The sequence below is a fragment of the Kribbella lupini genome, assembly GCF_039529595.1.
Taxonomy (GTDB): Bacteria; Actinomycetota; Actinomycetes; order Propionibacteriales; family Kribbellaceae; genus Kribbella; species Kribbella lupini.
Genome location: NZ_BAAANC010000002.1, coordinates 1,483,086 through 1,509,873, shown reverse-complemented (window position 1 = coordinate 1,509,873; position 26,788 = coordinate 1,483,086). Strand labels below are relative to the sequence as shown.

28 protein-coding genes and 3 tRNA genes are annotated in these 26,788 nt (G+C 65.9%); 20 read left to right on the top strand and 11 right to left on the bottom strand.

All coding sequences use genetic code 11. The features are described 5' to 3' along the window. Positions 1-84: 84 nt before the first annotated feature. The 5 genes from ABD235_RS20535 (at position 85) to ABD235_RS20515 (ending at position 5,333) form a co-directional block, all read left to right on the top strand. A complete protein-coding gene (locus tag ABD235_RS20535; RefSeq protein ID WP_344176352.1) occupies positions 85-1,494 on the top strand; it encodes a hypothetical protein in 1,410 nt (469 codons plus the stop codon). 4 nt (positions 1,495-1,498) lie between these two features. Further along, a complete protein-coding gene (locus tag ABD235_RS20530) occupies positions 1,499-1,846 on the top strand; it encodes a hypothetical protein (RefSeq protein ID WP_344176350.1) in 348 nt (115 codons plus the stop codon). A 20-nt stretch (positions 1,847-1,866) separates the two neighbouring features. Then, on the top strand, positions 1,867-2,706 hold the full coding sequence (locus ABD235_RS20525; protein ID WP_344176348.1) for a hypothetical protein: 840 nt from the start codon (positions 1,867-1,869) through the stop codon (positions 2,704-2,706). 747 nt (positions 2,707-3,453) lie between these two features. Continuing rightward, positions 3,454-3,831 (top strand): hypothetical protein, encoded by a 378-nt coding sequence (locus ABD235_RS20520; protein ID WP_344176347.1) that lies wholly within the window; start codon positions 3,454-3,456, stop codon positions 3,829-3,831. Then, positions 3,831-5,333, top strand: coding sequence for a ParB N-terminal domain-containing protein (locus tag ABD235_RS20515; protein ID WP_344176345.1), 1,503 nt, complete (start codon positions 3,831-3,833; stop codon positions 5,331-5,333). Before ABD235_RS20520 ends, ABD235_RS20515 begins: the two co-directional genes overlap by 1 nt. A gap of 569 nt (positions 5,334-5,902) precedes the next feature. Here the strand turns inward: ABD235_RS20515 and ABD235_RS20510 are convergent. Both ABD235_RS20510 and ABD235_RS20505 read right to left on the bottom strand, forming a co-directional pair. Continuing rightward, positions 5,903-6,379, bottom strand: coding sequence for a GNAT family N-acetyltransferase (locus ABD235_RS20510; protein WP_344176341.1), 477 nt, complete (start codon positions 6,377-6,379; stop codon positions 5,903-5,905). Further along, the gene (locus ABD235_RS20505) at positions 6,376-7,350 is read right to left on the bottom strand and encodes a hypothetical protein (RefSeq protein ID WP_344176340.1); all 975 of its coding nucleotides are present in this window, start codon (positions 7,348-7,350) and stop codon (positions 6,376-6,378) included. The genes ABD235_RS20510 and ABD235_RS20505 overlap by 4 nt, the downstream gene beginning before the upstream one ends. A gap of 482 nt (positions 7,351-7,832) precedes the next feature. Here ABD235_RS20505 and ABD235_RS20500 point away from each other — a divergent pair, with 482 nt between their 5' ends. Then, positions 7,833-8,315 carry a DUF6932 family protein gene (locus ABD235_RS20500; RefSeq protein WP_344176337.1) on the top strand — a complete coding sequence of 161 codons (483 nt, stop codon included), beginning with the start codon at positions 7,833-7,835 and terminating at the stop codon, positions 8,313-8,315. Continuing rightward, positions 8,312-9,232, top strand: coding sequence for a hypothetical protein (locus ABD235_RS20495; RefSeq protein ID WP_344176334.1), 921 nt, complete (start codon positions 8,312-8,314; stop codon positions 9,230-9,232). The genes ABD235_RS20500 and ABD235_RS20495 overlap by 4 nt, the downstream gene beginning before the upstream one ends. 77 nt (positions 9,233-9,309) lie before the next feature. Here ABD235_RS20495 and ABD235_RS39920 read toward each other — a convergent pair whose 3' ends face one another. The 3 genes from ABD235_RS39920 to ABD235_RS20485 are packed head-to-tail and all read right to left on the bottom strand — an operon-like array spanning position 9,310 to position 10,227. Continuing rightward, positions 9,310-9,615: a GNAT family N-acetyltransferase gene (locus ABD235_RS39920; RefSeq protein WP_425553156.1), complete on the bottom strand. Its 306-nt coding sequence runs from the start codon at positions 9,613-9,615 to the stop codon at positions 9,310-9,312. After that, entirely contained in the window at positions 9,581-9,817 is a 237-nt protein-coding gene (locus tag ABD235_RS20490) for a hypothetical protein (protein ID WP_344176332.1), read from the bottom strand. Before ABD235_RS20490 ends, ABD235_RS39920 begins: the two co-directional genes overlap by 35 nt. After that, on the bottom strand, positions 9,817-10,227 hold the full coding sequence (locus ABD235_RS20485; protein ID WP_344178699.1) for a GntR family transcriptional regulator: 411 nt from the start codon (positions 10,225-10,227) through the stop codon (positions 9,817-9,819). The genes ABD235_RS20490 and ABD235_RS20485 overlap by 1 nt, the downstream gene beginning before the upstream one ends. A gap of 148 nt (positions 10,228-10,375) precedes the next feature. Between ABD235_RS20485 and ABD235_RS20480 the strand changes: the two genes are divergently transcribed. The 10 genes from ABD235_RS20480 to ABD235_RS20435 all read left to right on the top strand — a co-directional run bounded on the left by ABD235_RS20480 (position 10,376) and on the right by ABD235_RS20435 (position 18,300). Further along, a complete protein-coding gene (locus tag ABD235_RS20480; protein WP_344176330.1) occupies positions 10,376-10,621 on the top strand; it encodes a DUF6284 family protein in 246 nt (81 codons plus the stop codon). Next, positions 10,618-11,442, top strand: coding sequence for an ABC transporter permease (locus tag ABD235_RS20475; protein ID WP_344176328.1), 825 nt, complete (start codon positions 10,618-10,620; stop codon positions 11,440-11,442). The genes ABD235_RS20480 and ABD235_RS20475 overlap by 4 nt, the downstream gene beginning before the upstream one ends. 2 nt (positions 11,443-11,444) lie before the next feature. Beyond that, complete coding sequence (locus ABD235_RS20470; protein ID WP_344176326.1) at positions 11,445-13,643, top strand: cell division protein FtsK; 2,199 nt, start codon at positions 11,445-11,447, stop codon at positions 13,641-13,643. A 173-nt stretch (positions 13,644-13,816) separates the two neighbouring features. Next, entirely contained in the window at positions 13,817-14,155 is a 339-nt protein-coding gene (locus tag ABD235_RS20465; RefSeq protein WP_344176324.1) for a hypothetical protein, read from the top strand. Then, positions 14,152-14,577, top strand: coding sequence for an RRQRL motif-containing zinc-binding protein (locus tag ABD235_RS20460; protein WP_344176322.1), 426 nt, complete (start codon positions 14,152-14,154; stop codon positions 14,575-14,577). The genes ABD235_RS20465 and ABD235_RS20460 overlap by 4 nt, the downstream gene beginning before the upstream one ends. A gap of 26 nt (positions 14,578-14,603) precedes the next feature. Then, positions 14,604-15,227 carry a bifunctional DNA primase/polymerase gene (locus tag ABD235_RS20455; RefSeq protein ID WP_344176320.1) on the top strand — a complete coding sequence of 208 codons (624 nt, stop codon included), beginning with the start codon at positions 14,604-14,606 and terminating at the stop codon, positions 15,225-15,227. Between the two features lie 92 nt (positions 15,228-15,319). Beyond that, complete coding sequence (locus ABD235_RS20450) at positions 15,320-15,523, top strand: hypothetical protein (protein WP_344176319.1); 204 nt, start codon at positions 15,320-15,322, stop codon at positions 15,521-15,523. Next, positions 15,520-16,854 carry a DUF3631 domain-containing protein gene (locus ABD235_RS20445; RefSeq protein ID WP_344176317.1) on the top strand — a complete coding sequence of 445 codons (1,335 nt, stop codon included), beginning with the start codon at positions 15,520-15,522 and terminating at the stop codon, positions 16,852-16,854. Before ABD235_RS20450 ends, ABD235_RS20445 begins: the two co-directional genes overlap by 4 nt. A 32-nt stretch (positions 16,855-16,886) precedes the next feature. Beyond that, positions 16,887-17,093 (top strand): helix-turn-helix domain-containing protein, encoded by a 207-nt coding sequence (locus ABD235_RS20440; protein WP_344176315.1) that lies wholly within the window; start codon positions 16,887-16,889, stop codon positions 17,091-17,093. A gap of 199 nt (positions 17,094-17,292) precedes the next feature. Continuing rightward, positions 17,293-18,300, top strand: a complete 1,008-nt coding sequence (locus tag ABD235_RS20435; protein ID WP_344176314.1) for a tyrosine-type recombinase/integrase — start codon at positions 17,293-17,295, stop codon at positions 18,298-18,300. A 74-nt stretch (positions 18,301-18,374) separates the two neighbouring features. On the opposite strand, the gene ABD235_RS20430 is transcribed toward ABD235_RS20435, so the two are convergent. The 4 genes from ABD235_RS20430 to ABD235_RS20415 form a co-directional block, all read right to left on the bottom strand. Beyond that, positions 18,375-18,447, bottom strand: a tRNA-Phe gene (locus ABD235_RS20430). A 47-nt stretch (positions 18,448-18,494) separates the two neighbouring features. Further along, positions 18,495-18,571: transfer RNA gene (locus ABD235_RS20425), tRNA-Asp, on the bottom strand. Between the two features lie 59 nt (positions 18,572-18,630). Further along, positions 18,631-18,703 (bottom strand) — tRNA-Glu (locus tag ABD235_RS20420). Positions 18,704-19,000: 297 nt separating this feature from the next. Beyond that, a complete protein-coding gene (locus tag ABD235_RS20415; protein WP_344176312.1) occupies positions 19,001-20,236 on the bottom strand; it encodes a neutral zinc metallopeptidase in 1,236 nt (411 codons plus the stop codon). A 175-nt stretch (positions 20,237-20,411) separates the two neighbouring features. On the opposite strand from ABD235_RS20415, the gene ABD235_RS20410 reads away from it, so the two are divergent. After that, positions 20,412-20,762, top strand: coding sequence for a metallopeptidase family protein (locus ABD235_RS20410; protein ID WP_425553155.1), 351 nt, complete (start codon positions 20,412-20,414; stop codon positions 20,760-20,762). 56 nt (positions 20,763-20,818) lie between these two features. Here the strand turns inward: ABD235_RS20410 and ABD235_RS20405 are convergent, their stop codons facing one another. Beyond that, positions 20,819-21,550: a polyprenol monophosphomannose synthase gene (locus ABD235_RS20405; RefSeq protein ID WP_344176310.1), complete on the bottom strand. Its 732-nt coding sequence runs from the start codon at positions 21,548-21,550 to the stop codon at positions 20,819-20,821. Positions 21,551-21,612: 62 nt separating this feature from the next. On the opposite strand from ABD235_RS20405, the gene ABD235_RS20400 reads away from it, so the two are divergent. Further along, the gene (locus ABD235_RS20400) at positions 21,613-22,977 is read left to right on the top strand and encodes an FGGY-family carbohydrate kinase (protein ID WP_344176308.1); all 1,365 of its coding nucleotides are present in this window, start codon (positions 21,613-21,615) and stop codon (positions 22,975-22,977) included. Between the two features lie 19 nt (positions 22,978-22,996). Then, positions 22,997-23,857 carry an aldolase gene (locus ABD235_RS20395; protein ID WP_344176306.1) on the top strand — a complete coding sequence of 287 codons (861 nt, stop codon included), beginning with the start codon at positions 22,997-22,999 and terminating at the stop codon, positions 23,855-23,857. 335 nt (positions 23,858-24,192) lie between these two features. Here ABD235_RS20395 and ABD235_RS20390 read toward each other — a convergent pair whose 3' ends face one another. Then, positions 24,193-26,670, bottom strand: coding sequence for an alpha-mannosidase (locus tag ABD235_RS20390; RefSeq protein ID WP_344176304.1), 2,478 nt, complete (start codon positions 26,668-26,670; stop codon positions 24,193-24,195). Positions 26,671-26,788: the final 118 nt, after the last annotated feature.

Below are 26,788 nucleotides of genomic sequence, written 5' to 3'. Positions count from 1 at the left end.
TGTGGCGCGGCCAATCGGGCCGGGGCCATCTACTGCGGCACATGCGGAGTTCCGCTGCCGCCAACTGAACACGATATGGCAACGATGCCATCATCCGATGCCACCCGTTATCTGTGCGCGGCGGTCCAGCTGAACAGCGGTTTGGCCCGCCAGGTCGTCCGCGAAATCCTGGACGAGGAGTTCAAGGCACCGCCGTCGTCGCCCGACGTCGACCTGGTCCCGGTGATCCTGCACGCGATCGCGGCGCAGAAACGGCACTTCGTCCGCGACCTCCTGTTGACGCTTCTCCTGTTCGGCGGGATGTGGAGCCTCTACACCGCGCGACCACTCGTCTTCGTCGTGGCAGTCGCACTCTGCTGGGTGGTCGTCGTCGGGGAGACTGTGGTGGCGACGTACGGCGTGGTCGCGCACGACCTGCACCCGGCGCGTTTCCGGCCAGACGCGTTGCCGCGGCCAAGCGATCCTGAGGCGCGCAAGCGACTGGAGCAGGTCGCGGCGGCCGCCCGCGGGAACGTTGGTGTCTACAGCGCGTACAAGCCCTTCGTCGGCAGCGGTGCGACCGTGGACGCCTGGACCATGGTGCTCGACACCCACCGGGCGGCAGCGGGTGAGGAGGCCAAGTCCTTCACCGCGCTGGAGATTCACGACTACGTCCGCGACCAGTTGCGCGACCTGCGGACCGGCGAAGTCACGATCACGGATCGCGTGTTCGTCGACGGTCGCGACATCCGGGACGACGGCCGGTTCCTGCCCGATCAACTGGCCGCGCCGGTGGCTGCGGTCGATCGAGCGCTACTGCGCAGCCTGACGATCGAGCCGGAGGATCGGGCACGCCCGTACTTGTGCATCCGGATCAGCGGCTGGCAGGGCCAGTTGGTCCTGTCGACTTTCCTGCGCTTCGTCGTGACACCACGCGAGCTGTTCGTCGAGGCCAGCCATTGCCTGCTCACTCCGGTGCGCGACGAGTTCCAGGAGGTCGACCGGCTCCTACCGCAACCCACAGTGGGGCAGGCGTTGCGGATCGGCTGGCGAGCTCTACGTCGTACGCCGGGCCATCTGTTCCGTGCGCCGATCGCGACCGGCGCTCACCTGATGGGTGGCGCGACGGCCGAACTCCAGCGGGTCAGGCAACAGCGGGAGATCCTCACCGCGCTCCGGTTCGACTACGGCGCTCCGACCAGCCCACGGGAGACGGTCAGCGACCGGCGATTCCAGCGGTACTTCCAGAAGCTCGACCACGCCTGGTACACCGAGGTGATCAACAAGCGGCTGCTCCAGTCCCTCAACGGTTTCCTCGAGTCCAAGGGGATCGACACCGCCGAGCTGAGCCAACGCCAGACGACCATCCTGAACAACGGCGTGTACGTGGCCGGCGGCGGCAGCGTCACGGCGGGGAGCATCGCCGCCGGGAGCGGTGCCCGGGCGACCTCCGTGATCTCGAGAGTCGCCAACGCAGCCCGGCAGGGCGTCAACGAAGCAGTCGGAAAGAGCTGAAACCGTGGAAAAGAACGATGGAATCCGGATCAGCGGAGGTCAGGTCTCAGCCGGGGCGATGGCAGCCGGCAAACACGCGAAGGCGATGAACATCTCAGCGGTGTCGACCGCCTCCCTCGCCGACGCACGGGCCGAGATGGCCCACCTTCTCGACCTGCTCCGCGCCGAGCCGGAGCCGCCGGGCCAAGCCGTCCAGCTGGCTGAGCTCGCCGATCACGAACTGGGGAAGGAAGAGCCGGACAAAGGATCAGTACTCCGCCTGCTGGAACTGATCGCGTCCGGAGCCAAGTCGATCGCCTCGATCGGCGGCGCAGTGACCGCGGTCCAGCAGGCGGTCGGCGCGATCCTGTAATTGTCCGGGGGGACGAACTGATGTCTGCATTCTGCACTGTCTGCGGCAATCGCCGTACGGAAACAACCAACTACTGCGCTCACTGCGAGGCCGGTTTCGAGGAATCGCGACCTACCCGAAAGACCGAGGCCCCAGCCGGTCACGAAGCGGCTTGGTTCGTCGGAGCGACCGTAGCCCTGGCCGTCTTCGTTGTCGTAGGGATCCTCGGCGCCAACGCCGTAATCACCGACGCCCTGACGAACGCCAGTTCCATCGGGACCGGCAACTCCCACGACGACGAGTCGAGCGGTGACACGAACTCGAGCGGGGAGGGCAACTCGGGCGGCGACGTCTCCTTCATCGGCCCCGACGGCTTCGTCACCCCTGGCTACGCACCAAGCTCCGAAGAGCCCCCGACCTGGTCCCCAGCCCCAACGGAGGACGAAACCTCCGAACCATCCCCTGAACCCACCCTCGGCAATGAGCTGGTCTCAGTGGCCCCTGAAGCCTCTCAACATCCCGCTGCTGCCGTCGTTGTGGATCTGATGACCACGTATTTCACAGCAATCAACAACCACGACTACCTCACCTACCAATCGCAACAGACTCCCGCAGCACAAAAGCTTCTGACCCGCCCCAACTTCGCCGTCGGCTTCCGGTCCACCGTCAACTCCGACGTCAACCTTGTGTCCGTCACCCGTACCACCGACGGCCGTCTCCTGGCTAAGCTCACGTTCACCAGCAACCAGGACGCCGCCGACGGACCCCAGGGCCAGACCTGCACCCGCTGGACGGTCGCCAAGTACTTGAAGGGCGAACCGCCAACCCTCCTGATAGACAAGGCACCGAAGAGCTACAAGAGCACCCATACGGCCTGTTGATCAGCCAGGGACGCGACTGCTCAATTCAGATCGGCAGCGACGGAGCATCCGTGGTTTTCGGTCCGCTTGATCGAGGCTCGGGCCGGCCGCGGCCTGCTTGCGCCGACGAGGTGAGCACCATCACGCCGACGGGGGAGTTCGATGCTCGGGATCTGACGCGCGCGATAAGCGGGCAGAAGCGCGGGCGATAAGCCCGCAGGCCCCGGCGGTAGCCGGCCACTCCCCGCGCCAGCCGGGCAACGCCTGCGATCAGCAGGCATCGTCCGCCGGCGATAAGCCGGAGGGTGGGCGGGAGCGCGCGTAGCCGCCGTCTGGAGGAGCGCAGCGACGGAAGGCGGCTGCGGAGCTCGCGTGGGAAAGAAAAATCCCTCCCCGGACATCGGAGAGGGCTGATGTGGTCAGGGGCGGTCTCGAACCGCCGACCTTCCGCTTTTCAGTTCGGCAGGGAGGTGTGGGCCAGCTCATGGGACCGTTACCTAGCGTGCTTGGTGGTCGCATAGGGACAGTCGGCGGTAGCTGTTGCGGTCTCAGTTGCGGTCTGCAGCACGCTTCCGCGAGCCGAGTGGCCGGTCCCCGTACTGTCCGGGGTGGACAGGTGCAGCTCGTCATGAGATGTTGTGATCTCTTCAAGAGATGGGAAGCGAAGTGTACGATCTAGAGGTTACTCGTCACGGGGACTTCGCGGGGGAGTGTCGGATCCGAGACCACTATGCCGGTCGGCTTAGCGAGTTCCGTCCGAGTGAGCGGTTGCTCAAGACCGAGTACACCTACAGCGGCAGCCGGGTAAGAGCCGACATGCGGACAGTCGATCGGCATGATGTTCTTCGACTCTGGGAGTTCAAGATCCACGGCAACTACGCCGGTTTAGGGCAGGCCCTCACGTATCTCGCACTCGCGCGAGAGGAACTCGGTTTTGATCGAGTGGTGCGTGGCGTGCTTGCGGCCTTCGACATCCAACCTGAGGTTCGGCGGGCGGTCGAGATCCTCAACCTGGGCATCGAGCTCGTGATCATTCCGGAGAAACTGCGCCTGGCCGGCGGCGTGCCTGGCATCGCCGCGCCGGTCGCGGTGCCGCAGATCCCGCAACTTCCCAACTTCTTCCAGTCCGATGCCGAGGAGATCTGATGTCCCTTCCACTCATCCCGCAGACGAAACTGGTGCCTGACGACAAGATCCCGGCCGACCCCGCGTTCGGCGGCCTGAAGATCGTGCGCTACCAGAGCGATGCGTCCGCTCGCAGCCAGTACGACCAGAACCAGTACGAGTTCCAGCACGAACTCTCCAAGCGCCACATGATCCCGGGAACAACGCTGAGCCTGAAGGGTGCCCACCCTCACTACAGGATCGCAGCGATGTCTCACCCAAATCTGCGATTGTTCACGGACATCGTCAAATACGACCCTTCTGCCCCGCCACTCGAGGACTACGAAGCCCTTGGCATGAAGGAAGCGCACGATCAGACGCAGCAAGACTTCAAGGGAGCAAAGAAAGAGAATCTGGCAAATTTCAAGCAGTACCTGGTCGAAGCCATCCGCGGTGATCGCGTCGCCTTCTTGCCCCCAGTGAGCGGCTGGCAGTCGAGCGAGGTGTTCAACGACACCATTTTCGTCGCGCTCGATGAGAGCAATCCGATGGCGTTGTACGGGATCTTGTTCCTCCCGAAGAAGCCGGTGATGCAGTCTGATGGACAGACGCAGACCGCCGCGTTGTTCCAGGCCGCTGCAACGGGAATCGCGATAAAGGCCGGCGCACTCGACAACTTCGGAACGACCCTTGAGATCGAACTGAACGTTGCTCCCGACACTGCGGGACAAAGCTTCGCCGATCGAAACGGAAGAGGGTCGAAGAAGAACAAAAACCTCGTGGCGCAAATGGACAGCTCGTCAGCACTCGCTCAGTTGCGCTCGAAGTCCATCGCCGGAACAATCTTCGCGGGTCGCCTTGCAGACGGCCGATCGGTCGGCGCAACCGAGACCGCCACGACGAACATCGCCGACTTGTCCACGATGGATCAGATGCTTCTGAACGTGATCTCGCGTGGGACACGGAAGCCTGAGCAGATTAAGCACTATCACGTCGACCTGCTACTTCCCTTCTGCCGCGAGTTCATACAACTCCTGGAGGAGATGTTCGGCGATCGTTGGCTCGATCCGACCCCGAAGGACTCGGAGCCGTACCGGCGCCTGTACGTCCACGGGTGGGCCTTTGCACTGAAGGCCCTCGCCATTGCGTTCCACGACTGTCACCGCGACCAGATCACCCCCCTCGCAGCTCCCATCGGTACGACGACCAAGGACGAACACACAACTGCAGACGAGGCCAAGGCCGCCTACCTCGCGGCGACAAAAGAAGTTGAAGCACCAGCGCCGGTATTGGGTATCGACGAGTTCAAGGATCGACTCAGCCAGATCGACTGGCTCCGCTACCGCAAGCACTGGATCGCCATCACCGGTTACAAGGTCGACAAGGAAGGCAATAAAAAGACGCGGGTCATCAAGGACGGGACGCCGACTGGCAAGAAGATCGTCGACGGCAAGGCGGAGAACACGGCGGCCACGATCTCCAATGTAGTGAACAAGATCCTCTCCGACAGTTGGACGGACCTCACTAAGAACACAGACGCCTAACTTCACCTCAAGAAAGCAGGCAGCGACTATCAGGCGTCGAGGCCCGATGACGATCGAGCTTCCTCTGACCTTGGCGGCTGCGGTCATTCCTGAAACGGAAGGCTGCCAGGGCAGTCGAAGCTGAGCTTGCTTGCCGTTTTGGAAGTCGCTGCGTGGGGCCAATGTAGTCGCCGAATCTTCGCGTCCCACCGTAACGTGCGGTTGACAGTGCATGGTTCGGTTGTTGCTGGTTGAGCGGGTCTGTCGTGGTCGGCGGCCGGCGGCTCACGTGGCCAAGGAGCGGTGTCGCGGCAGTATGCGCACCGGTGGGTGGGCGGTCTCGCGACATGGAACCGGACGTCAGGGGCGGTTTCGACCGCCGGCCTCCGCTTTTCAGTTCGACAGTTGTTCTCGTGCTACCTGACAGAGCCGTTGTCGAGCACGTGTCGTCGACGGCCCTCGGCGGTGGATGATCCTTGCTGTTGCGGTCTCGGTTGCGGTACCACGGGCACCATCACCGCAGCGGAGTGGGGCCCCTGCGCGAACGAGATACCCACTGCTTGGATTGGTATGTCGTCGCCTAGTGGTTCTCAGCCCGCAAGATCCTTTATGCGCGCATAGCAGACGTTGCTGCCGGCGACTGCCTTCATGTCTTTGCTCAGGTACCAATTCCTTGCGGTTTCATTCAGTGCGTCCGCGAAAAGGAAACGCGCGCCGATGATCTCTCTCACTGCGACTGCGATGCGACAGGCATGCCCCAGTAGATGACTTCCGAGGCCTCTATGGTCCATGTCTACGGCTAGTTTTCCGAGCAATACTGCAGGAAGGGTTGTTGGGAGTCCATGGCGCGCCCGCGAGGTCAGCGCGGTGGATTCGATACTGGACGCAACGAGGGCGCTGTACGCGACAACGACGCCGTTCTCATCGGCGATGACGTACGTCTTCGCGAGGTCACGCTCATTCGAGATTCTGGCGGTTTTCCGAAGCCACTCGTCAAGTTGTGGAATACCACAATCCAGCTTTGTGACGTCGTGGTGATCGCTCAATAACTCGATGTTTGGGTTCACATCAACTCGCGCAGTTTGCTCGGCCGTGCTGGCGTGTCAAGGTCGTCAAGCAATTCATTGAATGCTGCTTCCGGAATCGCCAGACGCGCCTCTATCGGTGGAGGCGCGAGGTTGGCTGGCCTCATTTCTACAGGACTCGAGTTGCCATGAGCCCGTAAGCGCAGTACCACTCCTCTGTCCTCTACCGCTACGTCCTTCACAATCGCATCGCTAAACTGCTGTTGTATCTCGCCCAGCGGAATTACTACATCGCCGATTTTAAGGAACATCTCGGCGACTTGCAAAAATTCATGGCGACTCGACTTCTCAAGCGCCTCTTTTAGCGGCTCCAGAGTTGCGCTGTCCAGTTTGATTTCAGCTGTATCCCAGCGCCTTCTCACGGGCTGGCCGCTTAGGAGTTGCTGAGCAGTAAGCAGGGCCCTGATTAGTTCTGCGTTTGTCTCGCTCGGTACTGGGACATCCACATTAGCCAGTCGCCCTACATCAGCGATGAGCCGCAGCAGACGTACCAGTTTTTCGTCTACTTTCAAGTTAGGCGAGACCGGTATACGTTCTGGCCCCAGGGTTCCGTCAGGAAGGCGAAGTGCAAATTGTGCGCCGTCAATGCTGGCTATCCGCAGAAACTCGGCGGCCTCGGACGCTCGAGCGGCAGAAATGCCGACTGGGTTGAATGTGAGGCTAATACTCAGGCGCATTTGTGCTGGATCGATGGTTACCGCGGCACTTATTGCATCGTGGCGGTCATGCCAAAGATGAACGATGTCGTCGATGCGAAGCCGCACCTCTAGAAGTAGATGACGCTCGGCGACCAACTGATTACCTTGCAGCACTGCCAGGCCGAGTGAGACATCGGTAGCCTCAGCCTCGATCGACCCTAGGGGTACTGCAAACGGGGGCATCTCGGCTACGCGCAGGTCGGCACCGAGGTAGGCGTCCACCGGCGCGTCTTCAACTTCGTACGGCACGGGCATATCTCAATGCTCTCATTCGTCGGCGGGGTGCGCAGGGAGTACGAGGGGTCGACTCGTGTAATCGAACGGTTGCTCGATCACGTGGCGCCACTGCGCGACGCTTCAAGCGTTGCGCCGCTAAGCAGGCCGATCAGTACGCGCCAGCCTCAACTATCCGGCATCTATGCATCCACGCTGCTTGGTCCGTCCATGGTTGGAGCTAGGCGTTGCGGTCAAGCCGGTGCGCAGGTCGACCTCTATCGGAGACTCGACACCCGACTGCGGGTCACGCTTCGTGGGCGACAGGGCGATGATAGTTACTCAGTGGTGATCGTCCCTCTCTTCAGCGGTTCGTTAATTGATGGCAACATGTGCCAGCAGTTGGGGGGATCTGGCAAGGGGAAGTCTTGGAGTGGCCTGACAACGGTGACGAGTTCCCACCGCCCGGACGTAGGCGGCTGGGAGGGCTCGCTGAAGCCCGGCAGTTGCTTGTAGAGGCCGACATGTTCAGCGAGTCAAGCACCCGGGCGACGCTGTGGGACGGCTTCGAACGCTACCTAGCTCGCTTCGCTGAGCTGGAGAGTCGATACGAGGCGTTGCTCGATGGGCGAAGGATCGTTGAGTTCGTGTGGTTGGGCGGGAGCTTCGTTAGTACGAGATTGCATCCGCGAAACATCGATCTGACGGTGGCGATCAACAGCGATGCCCCGTCGAAGCTCTTCGAGAAACCGGGTAGCGCATGGATGAGCAGGGCATTCGATCGTCTGAAGTGTCAGAACGAGTTCGGAGTTGCGCCGATCCAATTGAACTATCGTCGAGTGAAGAGTGTCTTTCAGTCATGGGAACTCCCCAGTGAAGATGTGGCCTACCTGCGGGAGCGTGGAGCGTGGGACGATTGGTGGCAGCGGTGCCGGCTGGATGGAGAGACGGGGCCGAGCACTGAGAGCGCCGAGGCGAAGCGTGGTTACCTGGAGGTGACCTTGTGACAACCGACCGGGAGCGACTGCTCGCGCGCCACCGCGCCGAGCTCGATGACTGGTGGGCTGACGAGTCCCAGAGCCCAGGTCTAGGCGAGGAGCAACTTGAGACCGCGCGTCGTCGCAACTGGCTGAGCGCCGCTCGTGAGTACGACGAATCAGCTTCATTGGCTGAGGAACTGTTGCTCCGCCTGACTGGAGGCTCGACTGCAACTGGCGCGCTATCTTTCGCCGTTGGTGACGCACTTCTGAAGCCGTTGCAGGAGACGCTGGCTTCGGTAGCTAATGATGATCTCCAGCTAGAAATAACCGGGATCTCGCAGGGGAGTACGGTTCTCCACGTGCGTCCTGCAGGTTATTCCGACGTTCACTCTGCGAATATGCGTGTGGATTCTTCCCCGGCAGATCAAGCCATGCGGGAACTTCTGCGCCTTGTCTCTGCGGTAGAGGATGAAGCGGATGTGCGCCCGTGGATGAGGGCATTGGATAGTATGGATCGACTCGTTAAGGCTCTCGACCGATTCGAACTCGGCGTATCGATGACTTGGTATGCGCGGGATGGAGAGACGCGAGTTTCGAAACTCACAGACCGAGGTCGCAATTACTATCTCGGTCTTCAAGAGACGACTGCGGCTGAGCGTCAGACGGTCGTCAGTGGGATTGTTACTGAGTTGCGTGCTTCCGGTGTTGTGAAAGTTAAGGCTAGTAATAAGAAGAATGCGACGGCATGGGAAGTTCGGATGGCAGCGGAGGATCTGATTGCCATGCGACTCCAGTTGGGTCAGCCGGTGCATTTCTTGGTCCGTGAGGATGAAACAACGGATAAAGTCGGTCGGCCCCACAGTAGAACCTGGACGTACCTGCGGAGTCTATCGAGGACGGACGGGCTCCCGTGGGATGACGGCGACGGGTCTTTACCTAGCTAATCTCCGGGCGCCCAGAGTTGTACTACTCAGAAATGGGTTGGATAGAAACGTATTTGCATCGAAGACGATGATCATGACTATTCTCTGAATCCCGAGTCATCGATTTTTCGCTGGAACAGCGCGCCGCTCATGCGACCCGGAACGTCCACAGTCCGGACATGCTCGAATCCGTGGGTGATATAGTATGCATGCAATTTCTTGTTCGTGCTCCAGCAATTGAGACGGACCCACTTCTTCCCATCTTTTCGTGCTTGCTCTACTACTGCCTCTAAGAGGGCGGATCCGTAGCCCTTTCCATCCTCTACAACGAAAAATCGGCTGATATATGTTTGCGATTCTGCAAGCTCTTCAGGAGTCCAAAAGTCTGCCTCGGGCTCGATCAATGCCAATCGCGACTATGTGGCCGTTGACCTCCCAGCCGATGAATGGATACCTGTCGAAGTCGTGGTCGATGTTGGCATGGACCTGGGCCATGTCGAGGCCGCCCCGGTACTGGTCGGTGCCTTTGGTGGCTAGCCATTCGCCTGCTTCGTCGCGGACCTGGTGGACGAGTTTGCGGTGGGATTCGTCGAGCGTGATGAGCATCAGTCGTCCGTGTTCAGGTCGTAGGAGACTTCGACACGGTCGGCTTCCATGCGGCTGACCATGTAGCGGACGGGGCGTCCTTCGGCGTCGTAGCCGACGCGGGTGTGGATGAGCAGGGGAGTGCCGGGGGCCATCATCAGGCGTTGAGCTTCGTCAGCGCTGGGCATGCGAGCTGTGAGTGTGTCGTGCCAGCGGACTTGCTTGTGGCCGGTTGCGGCGAGGAGGCCGCCTGGGACTCCGAGGTCGCTGGGGTTCCAGAAGAGGTCGTTCCCGTCGGTGACGAAGGGCGGGAAGTACGAGTCGCTGAGCTGGTGGGGTTCGTCGTTGACCCAGCGGAGGCGGTTGCGAGCCTGAATCGCTGTGCCTACGGGGATCTGGAGTGCTTTGGCTACGTCGGCCGGCGCTTGGATTGAAAGGATTTGCAGGTCGTTCCGCGGAATGCCGCCCTGGGCCTTGATCGTGTTCGCCCAAGCGTCGCCGCGAACAGCGACGCCCCGGCGGTGGCACCCGCCGAGGCGTCAGGGCTGCGCCCGTCCCTTCACGAAGAGAGAGCAACCCGTGAGCATCATCTCCCTTCCGCTGGCGAACAGCGAAGACCCGAGCACCGCAGAGCTGGCCGAGATCGAGCGTGAGTGGCCGCTGATCGCCGCCGAGCTGGACCTGTTGGACGCCGAGATTGCTTGCCTGAACGCCGGTCCGGCGCCGTCGGTGCTGGGCCGCCGTCGGGTTCGGCGCGCTGAGCGCCGCGTCCTGGCCGCTCGGCACGAGCTCGCCGACAACGCTACGACGGAGGTCGTGGCATGAGTACCCCGCTTCGCTCCACCTACCCGATCCCGGTCGAGGACCTGATCCCGGCCGCACGCAAGCTCGCCGCCGACCTGGGCGCGACGCCGTCTCGCAACCGGGTCATGAAGGAATTCCGGATCGGTGCCGAGAAGGCCCGCACGATCCTGGACGCCCTGGCCGAGCCGACCCCAGCGCCGGACCCGGTGGAGCAGCGCCTGCATGCGGTCCCGGATCCGGTTGAGCCCGAGCACAGCGACGCTGACGAGGAGATGCCTCCCGCGCCGGGGGAGGGGGCATCTTTGCAGGTCACGCCGCACACAGACCCGGCTCCGGCCGCCCAGATCGCGGCGTCCGAGGTGGTTCCCGCGGCTGCCCTGGACGGCGGTAAGCCGGTCCGGTCGTGGCCGGTGCTGTTGCTGGCGCTGCCTGCGTTCGTCGCGGTCTGGTCTGGCTGGGTTGGTCTGGGCGAGCTGACCGGGTTCGGGGTGGTTCACCCGCTGCCCGGTATCGCGGACGGCTTCACGATCAACTCCGCGATCACGCTGCCGATTGGTGTCGAGACGTACGCGGCGTTCGCGCTGCGGGTCTGGCTGTCCGGCCGGGTTCCGGCCAAGGCGCGCAAGTTCGCCAAGGTGTCCGCCCTGTCCGCGCTGGTTCTGGGTGCGCTCGGTCAGGTCGCCTATCACCTCCTCGAGGCGGCCGGGGTCACTCAAGCGCCCTGGCAGATCACCACCGTCGTCGCCTGCCTGCCCGTGGCCGTGCTCGGCATGGGCGCCGCCCTGGCTCACCTGATCCATGCACCCGAGTCCGCCCGCCCTTCCGAGAACCGGGAGTCGTGACCATGACCGAAGCTGTCGAGCACGTTGCTGACCCGATCGACCTGGATGCCCACCGCACCCGCCGCGACGACACCGCGACTGATTTGGCCGGCGCAGCTGCGAGCACCGAGCTGGTGTCGCGAGACACCGCCTACGAAGTCGTCCTGGACGACGACGAGACCACCGATGCCGAGCTGGGCAAGGTCCTGGTCCCGGTGGACTCCCCGGCCCTGCCAGTCGCGGTGGCTGAGGCCGCGCGGGTGCCGATCGTGCCGGTGCACCTGCGGCCGGAGAACTTGCGGGTCACGGTCCGCCGCGCGCTGGACCGGGCCGGGCACACGGCCTTGTTCCACACGGTCCGTGCGCCCTGGTACGGCGCGAAGCTGTCCTGGTTCGCCGGTCGCGGGCTCACGCGGCTGGTGCGCAGTCAGCTCCGCTGGTGGTGGGTCCCGAACTCGTTCGCCCTGGAGCAGAAAGCCGCCGACGCCGGAGAGCTGAAGGAGTGGGAGAAGATCCACCGCCAGCTCAAGGCCACCCGCCTGTGGCGGGGCGCGGTTCTGACGGCCCAGAACATCGGGCTGCTGATCGGTGCGCCGATCGCCTGGAACGCCGCCCCTGCGGCCGGTCTGGCCGCTGCGGGTGCTGCTGCGGTCGCCGGTCTGGCCCACTACGGCCGCCCGGCCGGTCAGACCCTGGTGGGCACGGCGGTCGTCGCGCCCCGGTTCCGCAAGCTCAACTCAGACATCGTCCTGCGTGCCTATTACGCGGCCGGTCTGGGCAACCCCAACCGCGCCGATCAGGAGGTCCGGTTCGGGTCCGCCATGTCGCGCGATGCCCGCAACACTGGGTCTCAGGTGCTGGTGGATCTCCCGTACGGCAAGGGCTGGTCCGACGTCGCCAACGCCCGCGAGAAGATCGCCTCGGGCCTGGATGTGCACGTGAACCAGGTGTTTCTGACGCCGGACAAGTCCAGCTCGCGCCGCCACATGCTGTTCGTCGCCGACCGCGACCCCCTCGCGGTCGCGGTCGGCCGGGCGGACCTGCTCGACTGCAAGCCGCGCTCGATCTGGCAGGCCGTGAAGCTCGGCAATGACGAGCGCGACGCGGTGGTCACGCTGAACCTGATGTGGAACTCGCTGCTGGTCGGCGCGCAGCCGCGCAAGGGCAAGACCTACTTTGCCCGGCTCGTGGCCCTGCATGCCGCACTTGACCCGTGGGTCAAGTTGATCGTTGTCGACGGCAAGAACTCCCCGGACTGGCTGGCGTTCAAGAAGGTTGCCCATCGCACCGTGTTCGGGACGCACCCGAACCCCAACGATGACGACCCGATCGAGCACCTGCGCGCGATCCTGGACGAGATCCTCGCCCACATCGACAAGGTGAACTCGATCCTCACATCACTGCCGGTGGACATGTGCCCCGAAGGCAAGCTGACCGAGGCACTGGCCCGCGACCCGCGTTACCCGGACCTGCGGGTTCTGCTGCTGGTGATGGAGGAGTTCCAGGTCTACTTCGAGACCGAGGATCAGGCCGTCAACAAGGAGATTGCGGCCAAGTTGTCGCGGATTCAGGCGGTTGGTCCGAGTGCCGGCGTGATCATCGAGTCCAGCTTGCAGAAGCCCTCCGGGGTCGGTGCGGGTGACGTGGGCCGGTTGTTCAACCGGTACCGCGACAACCACTCCACGAGGTTCGCCCTCAAGTGCGGCAACCGCATCGTGTCCGAAGCCGTGCTCGGTGGTGACGCCTACGCCGAAGGGTTCGACGCGTCCTCGCTCCCGGTCGGCGACGAGTACCGAGGCGTCGGCTACCTGTACGGCGCGAGCGACCACACGCCCACGGTGCGGAGCAAGCTCGCGGACGGCGGCGACGCGGACAAGATCCTGACCGCCGCCAGGCAGCACCGCGAACGCCTCGGCACCCTCACTGGCCAGGCGGCCGGGGAGGAGCTGGAGCGCGGCAGCCGCGACGTCCTGGCCGACGTCCTGGTGGTGATGGGGCCGGACAGCGCCGCGCACTGGGACACCATCGCCGGACGGCTGGCCGACCAGATGCCGGAGCAGTACGACGGAACAACGCCGGAAGCGATCTCGGCTCAGGCCCGCGCGCTGCACGTCCCGAGCGTGAACGTGAAGCGCGACGGCGCGGTCCGCAAGGGCGTCAAGGCCGACGACCTGCGCGCGGCCATGGCCCGCCGCGACGGAACCGCGGGCAACACAGAGTAACCATCGCAGAGACGGTGGCGGGGCGCTGAAGTAGCGGCCCCACGGCTACCGGTAGCGGCCACGCTACCCGCCCCGCTACCCCGTAACCCAGACCTGACCAGGCCGTTCGCTCACGCGTAGCGAGTAGCGGCCCCGGCTCCTCACGCCCAAAAACAGCTCGTTGGAGGCCTCTCGTGTCCAACCACCCCGCTACCGCTATCCCCAACGCCGCTACCCACGGTAGCGACCTCGTCGCCACCGCTCAGACGGCGGGCCAGGTCGCCGTCGTTGTACTGATCGTCACCATCGCCGTCGCGCTGTACCTGCTCGGCTGCCTGATCTGGCCGTTCGGCAAGTGCCGCCGCTGCAAAGGCGTCGGCAAGTTCAAGTCGCCCTTCGGCAACGCCTACCGCCACTGCGGACGCTGCGACGGCTCCGGCCTGCGCGTCCGGGTCGGTCGCCACGTCATCAACCACATCCGCGCCACCCACGGCGCGGGCACCAACTCCACCAGCAAGGGCGACCGGAAGTGACCGGCCAGTTGATGGACCGCGCCAGCCTGCACCCGGCCGCCTCGCGCTGGATCACCCTGTGGAACGGCAAACAGGCCCTCGGCTGGGACCTGCACGGGACCCCGGTGTTCAAGTTCCGCTGGGCACCCGCAGGACTCGCCACCCGCCGCCAGCTCCGCGCCATGCGCATGTGTCCCGGAGGCCAGGAGCCCTACGCGCTGCTGGTCTGGCGGGGCGGGAAGCGCTGGGCCTGGCTCTACCGGCTCGACCTCGCCCGGCCATCACGGGTGCCATCGCCCGCCCAGCTCAACGCCCTGGACAAAGCCATGACCGCCCGCAAGACCTGTGGGCAGTGCCGCCAGGTCGTCGACTACTGCATCCCCACCTCTGACGGCCGCTGCCACCTGTGCATGACCGGCGACAGCTACGCCACCGCCGCCTAACCCCAACACCTGAAGGAGGAACCACGATGACCACAACGCCGATCCTCACTGCCGCTCTCGACGCGGCCGGTCGTGGCTGGCCGGTGTTCATGCTCGGACGCTCCAAGCGGCCGGTAGCCAACTGCCGCGCCTGCCGTCCGACCAAGGAACCGGCCCGGCCGGGCGACGCGGTGGTGACCGGTGGCGACCACGATCCCGCGAGCTGCGGGCACCTGACCTGCCACGGGTTCTACGCCGCCACTACCGACCCGGCCCGCGTCGCAGCCATCGTCGCCGCCGTGCCGGGCGGGCAGCTCGCCGTCCGAACCGGCGCCGTGTCTGGGCTCCTGGTGGTCGATGTTGACCCTGACCACGGCGGCACCCCGAACCTGATTGACCTTGCAGTGAAGGGGATCGCGCCCCGGACGCTGCAGGTCCTCACGGGCTCATGGGGAACCCACCTGTACTACCGCCACCCCGGACGGCTGATGCCGTCTCGTCCGATGCCGTCGCGGCCGGGCATCGATGTGAAGGCCGACGGCGGGTACGTCGTCCTGCCGCCGTCGATCCACCACCGCACCGGGCGGGCGTATCAGTGGCGGCAGGGCTCGGGTGACCCGGTCGAGATGCCCCCGCCCTCATCGCCGCCTGTCTTCCGCCGCCGCCTGTGACTGGCGCGCCTCCCAATGCCGGCCGAATCACCAGGACGCCGGGGCGGGGCATCTCCCACCCCGACAAGCTGCTCAGCGCTCACCTGGACGCTGTGCGGCAAGCACCCGAGGGCAAGCGCCGTACGACGCTCTATGGGGCCGCTAGAGGCGTCGCGCGGATGGTCGCGGCCGGAGCACTCGACCACACCACCGCCGTCGCCGCGCTGACCGCTGTGGGGGAGCAGGCCGACCAGACCGCCCGAGAGATCAGGGCCGCAGTCGCAGGCGGTTTCCGTGACGAAGGGATCGCCGCATGACCACCACCCCCGACCACGACCAGGCCGACGCCGCCGAACTGGTCGACGGTGCCGAGTTGCTCGACGACGTGACCCGCACGATCAGCCGTTACGTGATCCTGCCCAGCACGTCCGCGCTCGTCGCCGTGGTGCTGTGGATCGCCGCGACGCATGCGGTTCAGGCGTGGAATTGTGCTCCGCGGCTTGTCATCCGAGCGCCCGAGAAGCGGTGCGGAAAATCTCGGTTGCTCGACATGGTGGAAGCGATGTGCAACCGGCCGCTGATGACCACAAACGCAAGCCCGTCAGCGGTTTACCGGTCGATCGGCATCAACCCGAGCGACCCGCCCACGCTGCTGATCGATGAGGCAGACACGATCTTTGGCCCCAAGGCAGGCGACAACGAAGACCTTCGCGGACTGCTCAACGCCGGGCACCAGCGCGGCCGGACAACCCTGCGGTACAACGCCGGACGCGACAAGGTCGAGAAGCACGCGACGTTCGCTATGGCCGCTCTCGCCGGTATCGGAGCGATGCCGGACACGATCGAGGACCGCGCCGCCGTAATCCGGATGCGTCGCCGCGCGCCGGGCGAGAGCGTCCAGCCGTACCGGGTCCGCCGCGACGGTCCCGAGCTGGACGAGCTGCGCCAGCAGCTCAACGAGTGGCTCGCCCCGCACGTTGCCGACCTCACGACGGCCGCGCCAGACATGCCCCTCGAAGACCGCGCCGCCGACACCTGGGAACCGATGATCGCCGTTGCCGACCTGGCAGGCGGACACTGGCCCCGCGCGGCCCGCAAAGCCGCTGTAGCGCTCACCAGCGACCGCGACGCGGGCGACGAGGCATCACTTCACACTCGGCTGCTAGCCGACTGCCGGATCGCGTTTCAGGACGCCGACGCTCTGCCCACCGCCGAGCTGCTCAACCGGCTCAAGGCCGACCCCGAAGCGCCGTGGGCGACGCACGGACCCAACGGTCTGACCCCGATGAAGCTCGGCAACCTGCTGCGGGACTTCGAGATCCGCAGCGGCAACATCCGCTTCACCACCGGCCAGGCCAAGGGCTACAGCCGCAGCGATTTCACCGACGCATGGAACCGCTACTGCCCCGAGCCAAAACCCGTCGAAGGGGAAAGCGTCCCAGCCGTCCCAGCCGTCCCACCGCAGGTCACGCCGGGGACGGCTTCACCCCCTGGGACGGCTCAAGCCGTCCCACCCGACCAAGCCGTCCCGGGCCTGACCTGGGAAGGGACGGCTGGGACGGCTGGGACGGCTTGGGGTCCCAGGGCTGTACCAGCACCAATCACTGACGACGACACCTCCACTCGCCCCAGTTCGGCTAGCGCATGACCACGCCTGGACAGAACGGAGTCACGCCTTCCATGACAACGATCCGGATTGCCGCTGAGGACCGCTTGTTGATCACCACCGAAGACGCCGCCGCGAGGCTCGGCATCCATCGCTCGACGCTTTACGACCTGATCCGTAGCAGGAAGCTGAAGACCGTCAAGATCGGCTCTCGTCGTCTTGTCCGGGTCTCGGCACTGGAGGAAGCGATTCAGCTTCTGGAAGAGGAGACCGCAGCATGAGGGCCGCAAACGGTGACGGATCGATCTACTGGCGCGAGAGCAAGAAGCGCTGGTACGGCGCGGCGTACGTGCTGCAATCCGATGGCACGTACGCCCGGCGAGAGGTGTCGAGCAAGGACCGAGACGAGACGGTGCGCAAGCTCCGGATCTGCAGTCGAAGTCCGACAAGGGGATCCCGGCCGAGGCGAACAACTGGCTGGTGTCGACGTTCTTGGAGTACTGGCTTGAGCACATCGTGAAGCCTGCGCGGAAGCCGAAGACTCATCAGGGCTACGAGCTGGTGGCGAGGGTGCATCTCATTCCCGAGCTGGGACGGAAGAAGCTGCACAAGCTGACCGGTGCTGATGTCCGGCTGTTCAAGAAGCGGATTCGGAACATGTGCCTGTGCTGCCGGCATGGGTACGACGAGCGGCGCGGCGACCAGGCGAGGTGCTGCGCAGTCGGCAGGTGCTGCGAACGGGGTCCGTCGGATCGGCTCGTTCAGCAGATCCACGCGGTGCTGCGGAATGCTCTGCAGGCGGCTGTCCGCGAAGAGGTTCTACAGCGCAATGTGGCCAAGCTGGTCCAGGTGGAAGGTGCGCAGTACGACACCAACCGGGGAGCAACCGAGGAACAAGCTCGGCTGTTGCTGAAGGCAGCCAAAGAGACGCGGCTGTACGCGCTGTTCGTGCTGGCGCTGTTCATGGGATTGCGGCGCGGCGAGCTGCTCGGGCTGAAGTGGGATGACATCGATTGGGTCGAAAAGACCGTCGAGATCCGGCGCACGCTGCAGCGGGTTGATGGTGCGCTTCAGGCCGTCACTCCGAAGACGCGGAAGTCCCGCCGAACGGTGCCGTTGATCGAGCTGTGCTTGGACGTGCTGATGGTCCACAAACGGCAGCAGGCCAAGGAACGACTGTTGGCCGGTGAGAAGTGGGTTGATACCGGCTACGTGTTCACGACCGAGATCGGTACGCCGATCGAGCCGGACAACCTGCGGCGGACTTGGTACCCGTTGCGGGTCGAGGCTGGCCTAGGGGAGATGCGCTTCCACGATCTCCGGTACAGCTGTGTGACCTTGCTCCCACGGCTCAAGGTGCCGCCGCACATCGTGCAGGCGATCGTCGGGCACGCGGACGTGCAGGTGACGATGGCGATCTACGCGCATGCCTCGCTGGAGGATCAGCGGAAGGCGCTCGACCAGCTCGCGGAACTCGTCGCCGGGTAGGCGTTGCGGTACACGTTGCGGTCTTTTGCGGGAGGTTGGCGGTTCTCAGATTGAGAAACCGCAGGTGAGAAGTGTGGTCAGGGGCGGTCTCGAACCGCCGACCTTCCGCTTTTCAGGCGGACGCTCTACCAGCTGAGCTACCTGACCGGGGAGAAAAGGCGGCGGCGGATGTTTGGACATCCGCCGCCTTCTCCTGGCGACCCAGACGGGACTCGAACCCGCGACCTCCGCCGTGACAGGGCGGCACGCTAACCAACTGCGCTACTGGGCCAGGATGCTCGACGATGGTACACCATCTTCAAGCTGTTCAATTAATCGGCCTTTCGACCGTATCCCCAACGGGATTCGAACCCGCGTTACCGCCTTGAAAGGGCAGCGTCCTAGGCCACTAGACGATGGGGACTCGGACCCGCGGGAGCCGAAGCTCCAGGGACAGCCGTAAGCATAGAGGAGTCTGGGCGAAGGTCCAAAACGAGTTGTTGCCAAGGGGTTCGGCCCGCCGGGGAGGAGCCCGGGTGACGGGGGAAAGGGGCCGGGCGGGGTCGCCGGCGGGCCGAACCGTAGGTCCGGCCGGGGCACTGGCCGGAGGGGGTGGCTGCCTGGACTCTGCCCCCAGAGTCCAGGCAGCCGATCGGGGAAACAGAAGGGGAGAAGAGTGGGCTGAGGCGGGCGGTCAGGTGACCGAGGCTGCCACCTGAGATCAGCTGACCGTGGCTGCCGCCTGCCGGGCGGCTGCCAGCACAGCCGAGTCCGAGGGAGCATCGGGCGCCACCAGCAGCGGCAGTTGCTTCTCGAACAGCCAGGCGAACACCCGCGACGGCAGCACCAGCGAACGCGGCCACATCGCCTGAGAGACCCCGTAGCCCCACAGGGCCGCCCTCACGCGCTGGTTAGGCGTCCCGTGGTGCCCGGGAGCGTCGAAGCCGCAGTCGCCGATCTGGGCGAACATCGCGGTGAACAGCTGGACGCGCTTGAAGTTCATCCGCTCGCCGCGCACGTGGGTCAGGAAGTACGCGCTGAACGAGTCCGCCATCAGTTCCGTACGACGGGTCGCCTCCGGCGCCGGCAGCGTCGAGTCGAACAGCCCGTCCTCGTACTGGATATGGTGCCCGAACTCGTGCGCCAGGATCGCCTGCGGGGTGACGTCACCGAGCCCGACCAGCCCGAACCCGTCGAGGACGCCGTCGCCCATCACGATCTTGTCCGGCACGTTCCCGATCCCCGGCACCGGTTCGCCCTCGGTGGAGAACGCGTACGCGTTGAACGTGTACGCCGGGAAGTCGCCGTTCTTCAGCAGCGGGGTGCTGGTGACCTGCGCCTTGATGAAGTTCGCGGTGTTCTCCGACAGGTCGAGCGGCTGCCCGTACAGCGTCGTGAACACCCGGGTCACCCGCGCCGTGTCGAGCAGCATCCGGCCGTGCGCGGGCACGAGCTGGATGTCGTTCGACTTGATGTCCCAGAACTTGCGCAGCCCGGCGAACGTGTCGGTCGCCTGCTTCGTGTACGTCCCCTGCGCGCCGTACGTGGACTTGCCGGCCGGCTGCGGGAAGTAGACCGCGTCCTTCATCACCAGGTCGAACAGCAGCACGTACGCCGACGCCAGCTTCTGGTCCAGCGTCAGGCTCGCGAAGTCGGCGGTGATCGCGGCGACGACCGGCGGGGTGGCCGTGGAGCACTCGTAGTCGGTCGGGTCGATCACGTCCAGGATGCGCTCCCGTACCGGGTCCTCCTCGAGGCCGAGCCGGGCCTGGACGTCCGCGGCGACCTTGCGCATCTCGGGCAGCTTCGCGGCGAGCTCCACCGCGATCGGCGAGGCGAGCCCGGTGAAGGCAGGGGCCGGGGCGGCGGCCGTGGGTGCGGCCAGCGCGGGCACGGCGGTGAAGCCGGCCAGGACGGCGGCGGTCGCCACCGTCGAGGTCAGGAAACGCATTCTCATACGGGATCTCCAGGGGACGGTTCGGCCGCCAGGACGCGACCGGATGGCCGTCAGTATCCGCAGGTCGTAACGCCGGTTACGAGGTATCGGGCTGGCGGAATCCGGCATGGCAGGAACCTGTCGCCCGGAGCGCGACGGAAGTACGGCGTGTGGTGCGCCTCACTACGCTGGGCTCGTGATCGAGATGAGCCGGGCGGATTTCGAGGTGCTGGTGTCCGAGGCGCTGGACGAGGTGCCGCCCGAGCTGGCCGGCCTGATCGACAACGTCGCGGTCTTCGTCGAGGACGACGCGCCGCCGAGCGACCCGGAGCTGCTCGGAATCTACGAGGGCATCCCGCTGACCGAGCGGGGCAACTGGTACGGCGGGGTGCTGCCGGACCGGATCACGATCTACCGCAACCCGACGCTGGCGATCTGCGAGACCGTCGAGGACGTGGTCGACGAGGTGAACATCACGGTCGTGCACGAGATCGCGCACCACTTCGGCATCGACGACGCCCGGCTGCACGAGCTCGGGTACGGATAACGGGCAGCACGAAAGCCGGTACGCCGTACGACGTACCGGCAGTCAACCGCCGCAGGTCAGGAGCGCTTGAACAGCAGCTTCCACGGCATCAGCGCCGACTCGAGCTGGACCTTGAGGCTCATCTTCGACGCGCCGTGGGTGCGCTCCTCGAAGCGGATCGGCACCTCGGCGATCCGGAAGCCGCGACGGACCGCGCGGGTGTTCATCTCGACCTGGAACGAGTACCCGTTGCTCTGGATCGAGCTGACGTCGATCGCGCGCAGCGTGTCGGCCTTCCACGCCTTGAACCCGGCGGTGGCGTCCTTGACGTGCAGCCGCAGGATCGCGTTCACGTAGAAGTTCGCCCACGCCGACAGCAGCCGCCGGTGCCAGGCCCACTCGGCCGCGGCCGAACCGCCGGGCACGTACCGCGACCCGATCACCAGGCCCGCGTCCGTGGTCCGCAGCGTCTCCACCATCGTCGGCAGCACCGACGCCGGGTGGGACAGGTCCGCGTCCATCTGGATCACGATCTCGGCGTTCTCCTCGAGCGCCCGGGTGATGCCGGCGATGTACGCGCGGCCCAGCCCGTCCTTGGCGGTCCGGTGCAGCACGCCGACCTGCTCCGGCGTGGCCTTGGCCAGCTCGTCGGCGACGTCGCCGGTGCCGTCGGGGGAGTTGTCGTCGACGACCAGCATCTGCAACCCGGGCAGGTCGAGGTCGGCCAGCAGCTTGGCCAGCTCCGGCAGGTTCTCCCGCTCGTTGTAGGTCGGGACGACGACGATGATCTTGGAGGAGCTCTCGCCCATGGACACTTTCCTAGCTTCGGGGATCAGGACGCTATCGCATCAACCGGTCTAGGGTCCTGAAGGTGACGTTCCTGGGAGTGGATGTCGGAACCACCAACACCAAAGTCTGCCTGATCCCTCAAGGCCGCTCGCTCGGGGTCCCGACTCCGCGCGATCCGGCGGTGCTCACGGCGGAGGTGAGCCGGCTGATCGAGCAGGTCTCGGACGGTCAGCGGATCGACGGCGTCGGCATCGCTGGGATGGCCGAGACGGGCGTTCCGCTCGGCGCCGATCTCCAGCCGCTGACGGGCCTGATCAGCTGGCGGGACCAGCCGGGTATCGACCAGGCTCAACTTCTGAGCCGGGAGCTCGGCCCGCAGAGGTTCTACGCGCGGACGGGACTTCGCGTCAGTCCCAAGCTCCCGCTCACCACCTGGCGCTGGCTCGCCGACACGTCCGACGTACTGGATCACACCCGGATCTGGGCTGGGGCGCCTGACCTGATTCTCGCCGCGCTGACCGGCCGGTACGCGACGCATCTCACTCATGCGCAGCGGTACGGCGTACTGGATCTTCGCCGCCGGACCTGGGACGACGAGTTGGTCGGCTGGGGCGGTCTCGATCGGCTCCCCGAGATCGCTGAGCCGATGACGGTCACGGCGCACACCATCGACGGTCCGCTCCCCGCGGGCATCCCGGTGGTCCTGTGTGGTCATGACCACCTCGTCGGCGCGTGGGCGGCCGGGGTGCGCGAACCCGGGCAAGTTGCCGACTCGCTCGGCACGTCGGAGGCGATCATCACGCCGAGCGCGGGGCTCGTGATCGACGATGAGCTGCGCCGGCAGGGGATCAGCGTCGGCTGGTACGCCGACGGGCGGCTCGCCACTGCCGTTTCCGGTCATGGTGCCGCGGGCGGTCTGATCGACGAGCGGCTTGCGTTTCTCGGGCGTGACTATGCGTGGCTCGGCGAAGCCTTGCGAGAGGTCGGACCGCCGAGCGAGCGGGTGATCGCGCCGTACCCGAACGGGCGGCAGGCTCCTCGTCCGGATTCGACGCCGACGTACGACGTGCGCTCGGTCGTTGATGACCCGGGGGAGGAGCTGCGGGCGTTGGTGGACGGGCTGAGTTTCCACGCCCGGTGGATGGCGGAGGCGCAGACGCGGTTGCTCGGGATCGAGTGGCGGGACACGATCGCATTCGGTGGGCCGACGCGGTTGGAGGGTTGGATGCGGCGCAAGGCGCTGGCCGGTGGTGGACGCGGATTCGCTGTGGTGGCAGGGGAAGCGGTCGCGGCCGAGGGCGCGGCGTTGATGGCCGCGGAGGTGGTCAGTGGGCGTCGATCGGAGGCCCTGAAGGGGAACTCAGTCGGCATTCTTGATGCACTCTCCAGGACTTGGGATGGTTTCTACTGGGATCGATTCCATAAGGTGGTCACAGCGGTCGGATGATCGCGGTGGAGGGAGACCGATGAACACGACGCTGCGGGATTTGGCCTACCAGGACGGGACTTTCGCGATGGTCGCCATGGATCAACGCGAGAGCCTGCGCACGATGCTCGCCGAACACGGGCGGCCGGACGACGCGGCGGCGATCACGGCGTTCAAGGCGGCGGTGGCCGAGCAGCTGGCGCCGTTGGCGTCCGGGTTCCTGATCGACACCGGGTACGACGCGCCGGCCGAGCCTGGGTTGATCCTGGCGGTCGACGCGTTGGTGCAAGAGCGTGGCGGGCCGGTCACGGACACGTTCCTCGACCGGGACGTGCTCGCGAACCTCGCCGCGGAGAAGGCGCGCGGAGTCGTCGCGCTGAAGCTGCTGGTGATCTGGAAGCGCGACGGCGAGGAGGCGCGACGGCTCGAGCTGGCGCGGGAGTTCGTCGACGTGAGCCGTACGGCGGGACTGCTGTCGGTGCTCGAACCGGTCGTGCAGCCTGCGCCGGGGGAGGACGACTTCGACCTGGACGAGGCAATCGTCGCCGCAGCCGAGGCGCTCGGCCCACTCAGACCCAATCTCTACAAGGCGCAGGTGCCAAGCCGAGGCGTTGGTGATCCGGCGGCGATCGTGAAGACCTGCGAACGGATCACCGACATCCTGCCGGTCCCGTGGGTGGTCCTCTCCAACGGCGTAGCACGCGACGACTTCCCCCGAGCGGTCGAACTAGCCTGCAGCGGCGGCGCCTCCGGCTGCCTAGCCGGCCGAGCCCTGTGGACCCCAGCCCTCGAGGTCGAGGACTACATCCCCGTCCTCGCCGATCGCTGCCGCACCCGCCTCGCCGAGATCGCCGAAATAGTCCACCGCACTGCGCGCCCGTGGAGGGCCGCCATGGCGTGAGCAACAGGACGCCCCGCCGCTGACGCGCACGGCCCTGCTGTGTCGCCCGCTGGGCCAGAGGCAGGCGGTGAGCAGCCACACGCCTGCGGACGAGGAGCCGCCCGCCAAGGGCGTCTGGTGTCGCTTGGCGGGTTCGTCGGCTGTTGCTCCGCGGGTTGTGCCGGCGGGTTGGTGGACCGTGCGTGGCAGCGGGTGCTCGGCGGATGTACCTCACGCCGCGGGTGGATCCGTGGGCTGTTGCTTGGTGGAGCGCATCTGCGGGTGCTGCAGGTGGTGGATGCTGCCCGGCAGTGCCCCGCACGGTGGATGAGACCGGGCGGGGCGTGCCGGGTGGTTCAGCGGATGACGCCCGGTGGGGGCTTCGTCGGGTCCCACTCGAGGAGGTCGACCTCGGTGGCTGGGGTGTCGGCGGTGGGGCCTAGGACGAGGGTTTTGATTTCGCCGGGGCGGAAGGTGGTTTGGACCGTGCGGTTGAGGAAGGGGAGGTTGATGGTGACCTCGGCCTCGTGGCCGGTGGTTTCGTAGGCGCGGAGTACGACGGCGCCGTTGTCGTCCTCGTCTTTCTTGAGGACGGACAGGACGACCTGGTCGGCGCCAGGGCCGTCCACGTTGACGAAGGACTGCTGCTCTGGAAGGGGGCCACGGTGGAAGCACTCGATGAGCGGGGTGACCGGCTGGTTCAGTACTGCGGCCTGGCGTACGACGCCGGCTGCACGCCAGTCGCCTGCGTGCGGCTGCAGGCGGTACCGGAACTTCTGAATGCCCTGGTCGAGGTACTCGTAGACCCCGTCGTCGTCCAGCTGCCGGGGGTCGTGCCACGCGTAGACCGGCGAGCGCACGCAGGTCATCGCCAGCACCGGTCGGCCGTCGACCGAGCCGTCCACGGCGAACGAGTACTTGCCGTCGTTGAGCAGCGCCACACCACCGCCCGGCCCGGAGACGTCGACCCACGCGTGCGACGGCACCTCTTCACGGTTCGGTTCGCGCACCAGGTGCCCGTACGGGATCTCGTGCGTCGCCTCGGCGGCGTCGATCGCGAACGGGAAGCACAGCTTGAGCGTCTTGAGCTGCTCGCGCCAGTCGATCGTGACCCGCACCTCGACGGCGTCCGCGCCCGCGTCCAGCACGTACTCCTCGATCAGCGTCGAGCGCTCGTACGCCGACTCGACGCGGACGATCTGCCGGACCGGCCCGTCCGCCAGCCGCCGGACCCGCGTCACCTCGAACGCGCCCGTCGTCTTCCACAGCGAGCGGACGCCGTGGCTCCAGGTGTCGGTGTCGTCGTCGATGACCTGCGCGTGCGGGACCTGCTTCTTGCGGCCGGGCACCAGGTTCGCGCCGTCGTCGACCGCCAGCGACTTCAGCCAGCCCGTCTTCGGGTCGATCTCTGCCCGGACGACGCCGTTGTCCAGGACGAAGTCGTCGCGGACCGGCGTACCCACGTGGTACGACGAGTCGCCGGGGCGCATCGTGTAGAGCTGGTAGCCCAACGCCGGCAGCTCGGCGACGAACGCGACCCGTCGCCGGCCGTTCGCGGTGGCCGCCGAGCGAATCTCCTGCATCGGCAGCGAACGACCGGCCAGGCCCTCGCTCACCAAGATCGCGCCGCGCAACGGCGCCGGGTACCCGAGCTCGAGCTCGACCGTCGCGGTCACCGGCCACGGGTGCGGGTTGAACACCGCGACCGGCACCATCATCGGCTCGGCCGGTACGTCGATCTGCCGGGCGATCGACTGGATCGACCGGTTCGCCAGCCGGGCCGCGATCGACTTGGCCTCGCCGAGCTGGTCGCGGGCGTCGTCGTACGCCGGTTCGATCGCCGTACCGGCCGCGATGTCGTGGAACTGGTTGAACAGCACCTGCTTCCAGGCGTGCCCGAGCTCGGTGGTGGCATCCGGTGTGCCGCTGAGGACGCCGGCGACGGTGGTCCACTTCTCGGCGGCGAGCAGCAGCTGCTCGGCCAGCCGGTTCTGCCGCTTCACCTCCGAGTGCGCCGCGTAGCAGCCGATCGCGTGCGGCTGCAGCTCGGTTCCGTGGACGGGGATGTCGTCGAACCGCCGGGCCTCGTCGAAGAACCGCCGCATCGTGGACGGGAACATCGTCGGGAACAGGTCACGCTCGGCCAGCTGCTTGATCGACTCGATGTTCTCGATCGTCGGGCCGCCGCCGTGGTTGCCGACGCCGTAGAACACCATCAGCGGCTCGGTGGTGACCGGGAGCTGCTGCAGCGCCTTGGTCACGTGGCCGGAGATCTCGCCGCCGGGCGAGCAGTACTCGTGCGGGATCCGGTAGGCCAGCACGCGGGAGCCGTCCATCGACTCCCACCAGAACTTCTGGCCGGGCAGTTCGCGCTCGTGGGCCTGCGGCCGGAGGAACGCGTACGAGTCGAGGCGGGACTTGCTCAGCAGCTGCGGCAGCGTCGCGTTGTGCCCGAACGGGTCGACGTTGCAGCCGACGGTTGCGATCACGCCGAGGTGCTCGGCCAGCCAGCGCTGCGAGTAGAGCGCGTGCCGGACGAAGGCCTCGCCGCCGGGCAGGTTGCAGTCCGGCTCGACCCACCAGCCGCCGACGATCTCGAACCGGCCCTCGGCGACCCGCTTGCGGATCCGGTCGAACAGGCCGGGGTCGTGCTCGGCGATCCAGCTGAAGTAGGCGACCGAGTCGGCGGTGAAGACGTAGTCGGGGTACTCGTCCATCCGGTCCAGGGCGGAGCGGAAGGTCGCGCGGACCTCCTGGTACCCCTCCTGCCACTGCCAGAGCCACACCGCGTCGATGTGGGCGTTGCCGATCATGTGCAGGGGGCCACGGGTCATGGACACTCCACGGTTGGGGCACCGGTCACGCTGCTGGGCCGGGCCTGGAACAGATTCTGGGGTACGCCGGTGTGGACAACGTTGTCCACGAAGGTCAGGGGTAAGGGCAGCAGACTGC

Bases quoted from the DNA above. Each gene is read 5' to 3' on its own strand.
- ABD235_RS20505 (WP_344176340.1), bottom strand. From the start codon at position 7,350: ATGCCCGTGCCGTACGAAGTTGAAGACGCGCCGGTGGACGCCTACCTC.
- ABD235_RS20395 (WP_344176306.1), top strand. From the start codon at position 22,997: ATGAACACGACGCTGCGGGATTTGGCCTACCAGGACGGGACTTTCGCG.
- ABD235_RS20390 (WP_344176304.1), bottom strand. From the start codon at position 26,670: ATGACCCGTGGCCCCCTGCACATGATCGGCAACGCCCACATCGACGCG.
- ABD235_RS20525 (WP_344176348.1), top strand. From the start codon at position 1,867: ATGTCTGCATTCTGCACTGTCTGCGGCAATCGCCGTACGGAAACAACC.
- ABD235_RS20455 (WP_344176320.1), top strand. From the start codon at position 14,604: ATGACCACAACGCCGATCCTCACTGCCGCTCTCGACGCGGCCGGTCGT.
- ABD235_RS20405 (WP_344176310.1), bottom strand. From the start codon at position 21,550: ATGGGCGAGAGCTCCTCCAAGATCATCGTCGTCGTCCCGACCTACAAC.
- ABD235_RS20445 (WP_344176317.1), top strand. From the start codon at position 15,520: ATGACCACCACCCCCGACCACGACCAGGCCGACGCCGCCGAACTGGTC.
- ABD235_RS20535 (WP_344176352.1), top strand. From the start codon at position 85: ATGCCATCATCCGATGCCACCCGTTATCTGTGCGCGGCGGTCCAGCTG.
- ABD235_RS20500 (WP_344176337.1), top strand. From the start codon at position 7,833: ATGTTCAGCGAGTCAAGCACCCGGGCGACGCTGTGGGACGGCTTCGAA.
- ABD235_RS20440 (WP_344176315.1), top strand. From the start codon at position 16,887: ATGACAACGATCCGGATTGCCGCTGAGGACCGCTTGTTGATCACCACC.
- ABD235_RS20515 (WP_344176345.1), top strand. From the start codon at position 3,831: ATGTCCCTTCCACTCATCCCGCAGACGAAACTGGTGCCTGACGACAAG.
- ABD235_RS20475 (WP_344176328.1), top strand. From the start codon at position 10,618: ATGAGTACCCCGCTTCGCTCCACCTACCCGATCCCGGTCGAGGACCTG.
- ABD235_RS20415 (WP_344176312.1), bottom strand. From the start codon at position 20,236: ATGAGAATGCGTTTCCTGACCTCGACGGTGGCGACCGCCGCCGTCCTG.
- ABD235_RS20470 (WP_344176326.1), top strand. From the start codon at position 11,445: ATGACCGAAGCTGTCGAGCACGTTGCTGACCCGATCGACCTGGATGCC.
- ABD235_RS20490 (WP_344176332.1), bottom strand. From the start codon at position 9,817: ATGCTCATCACGCTCGACGAATCCCACCGCAAACTCGTCCACCAGGTC.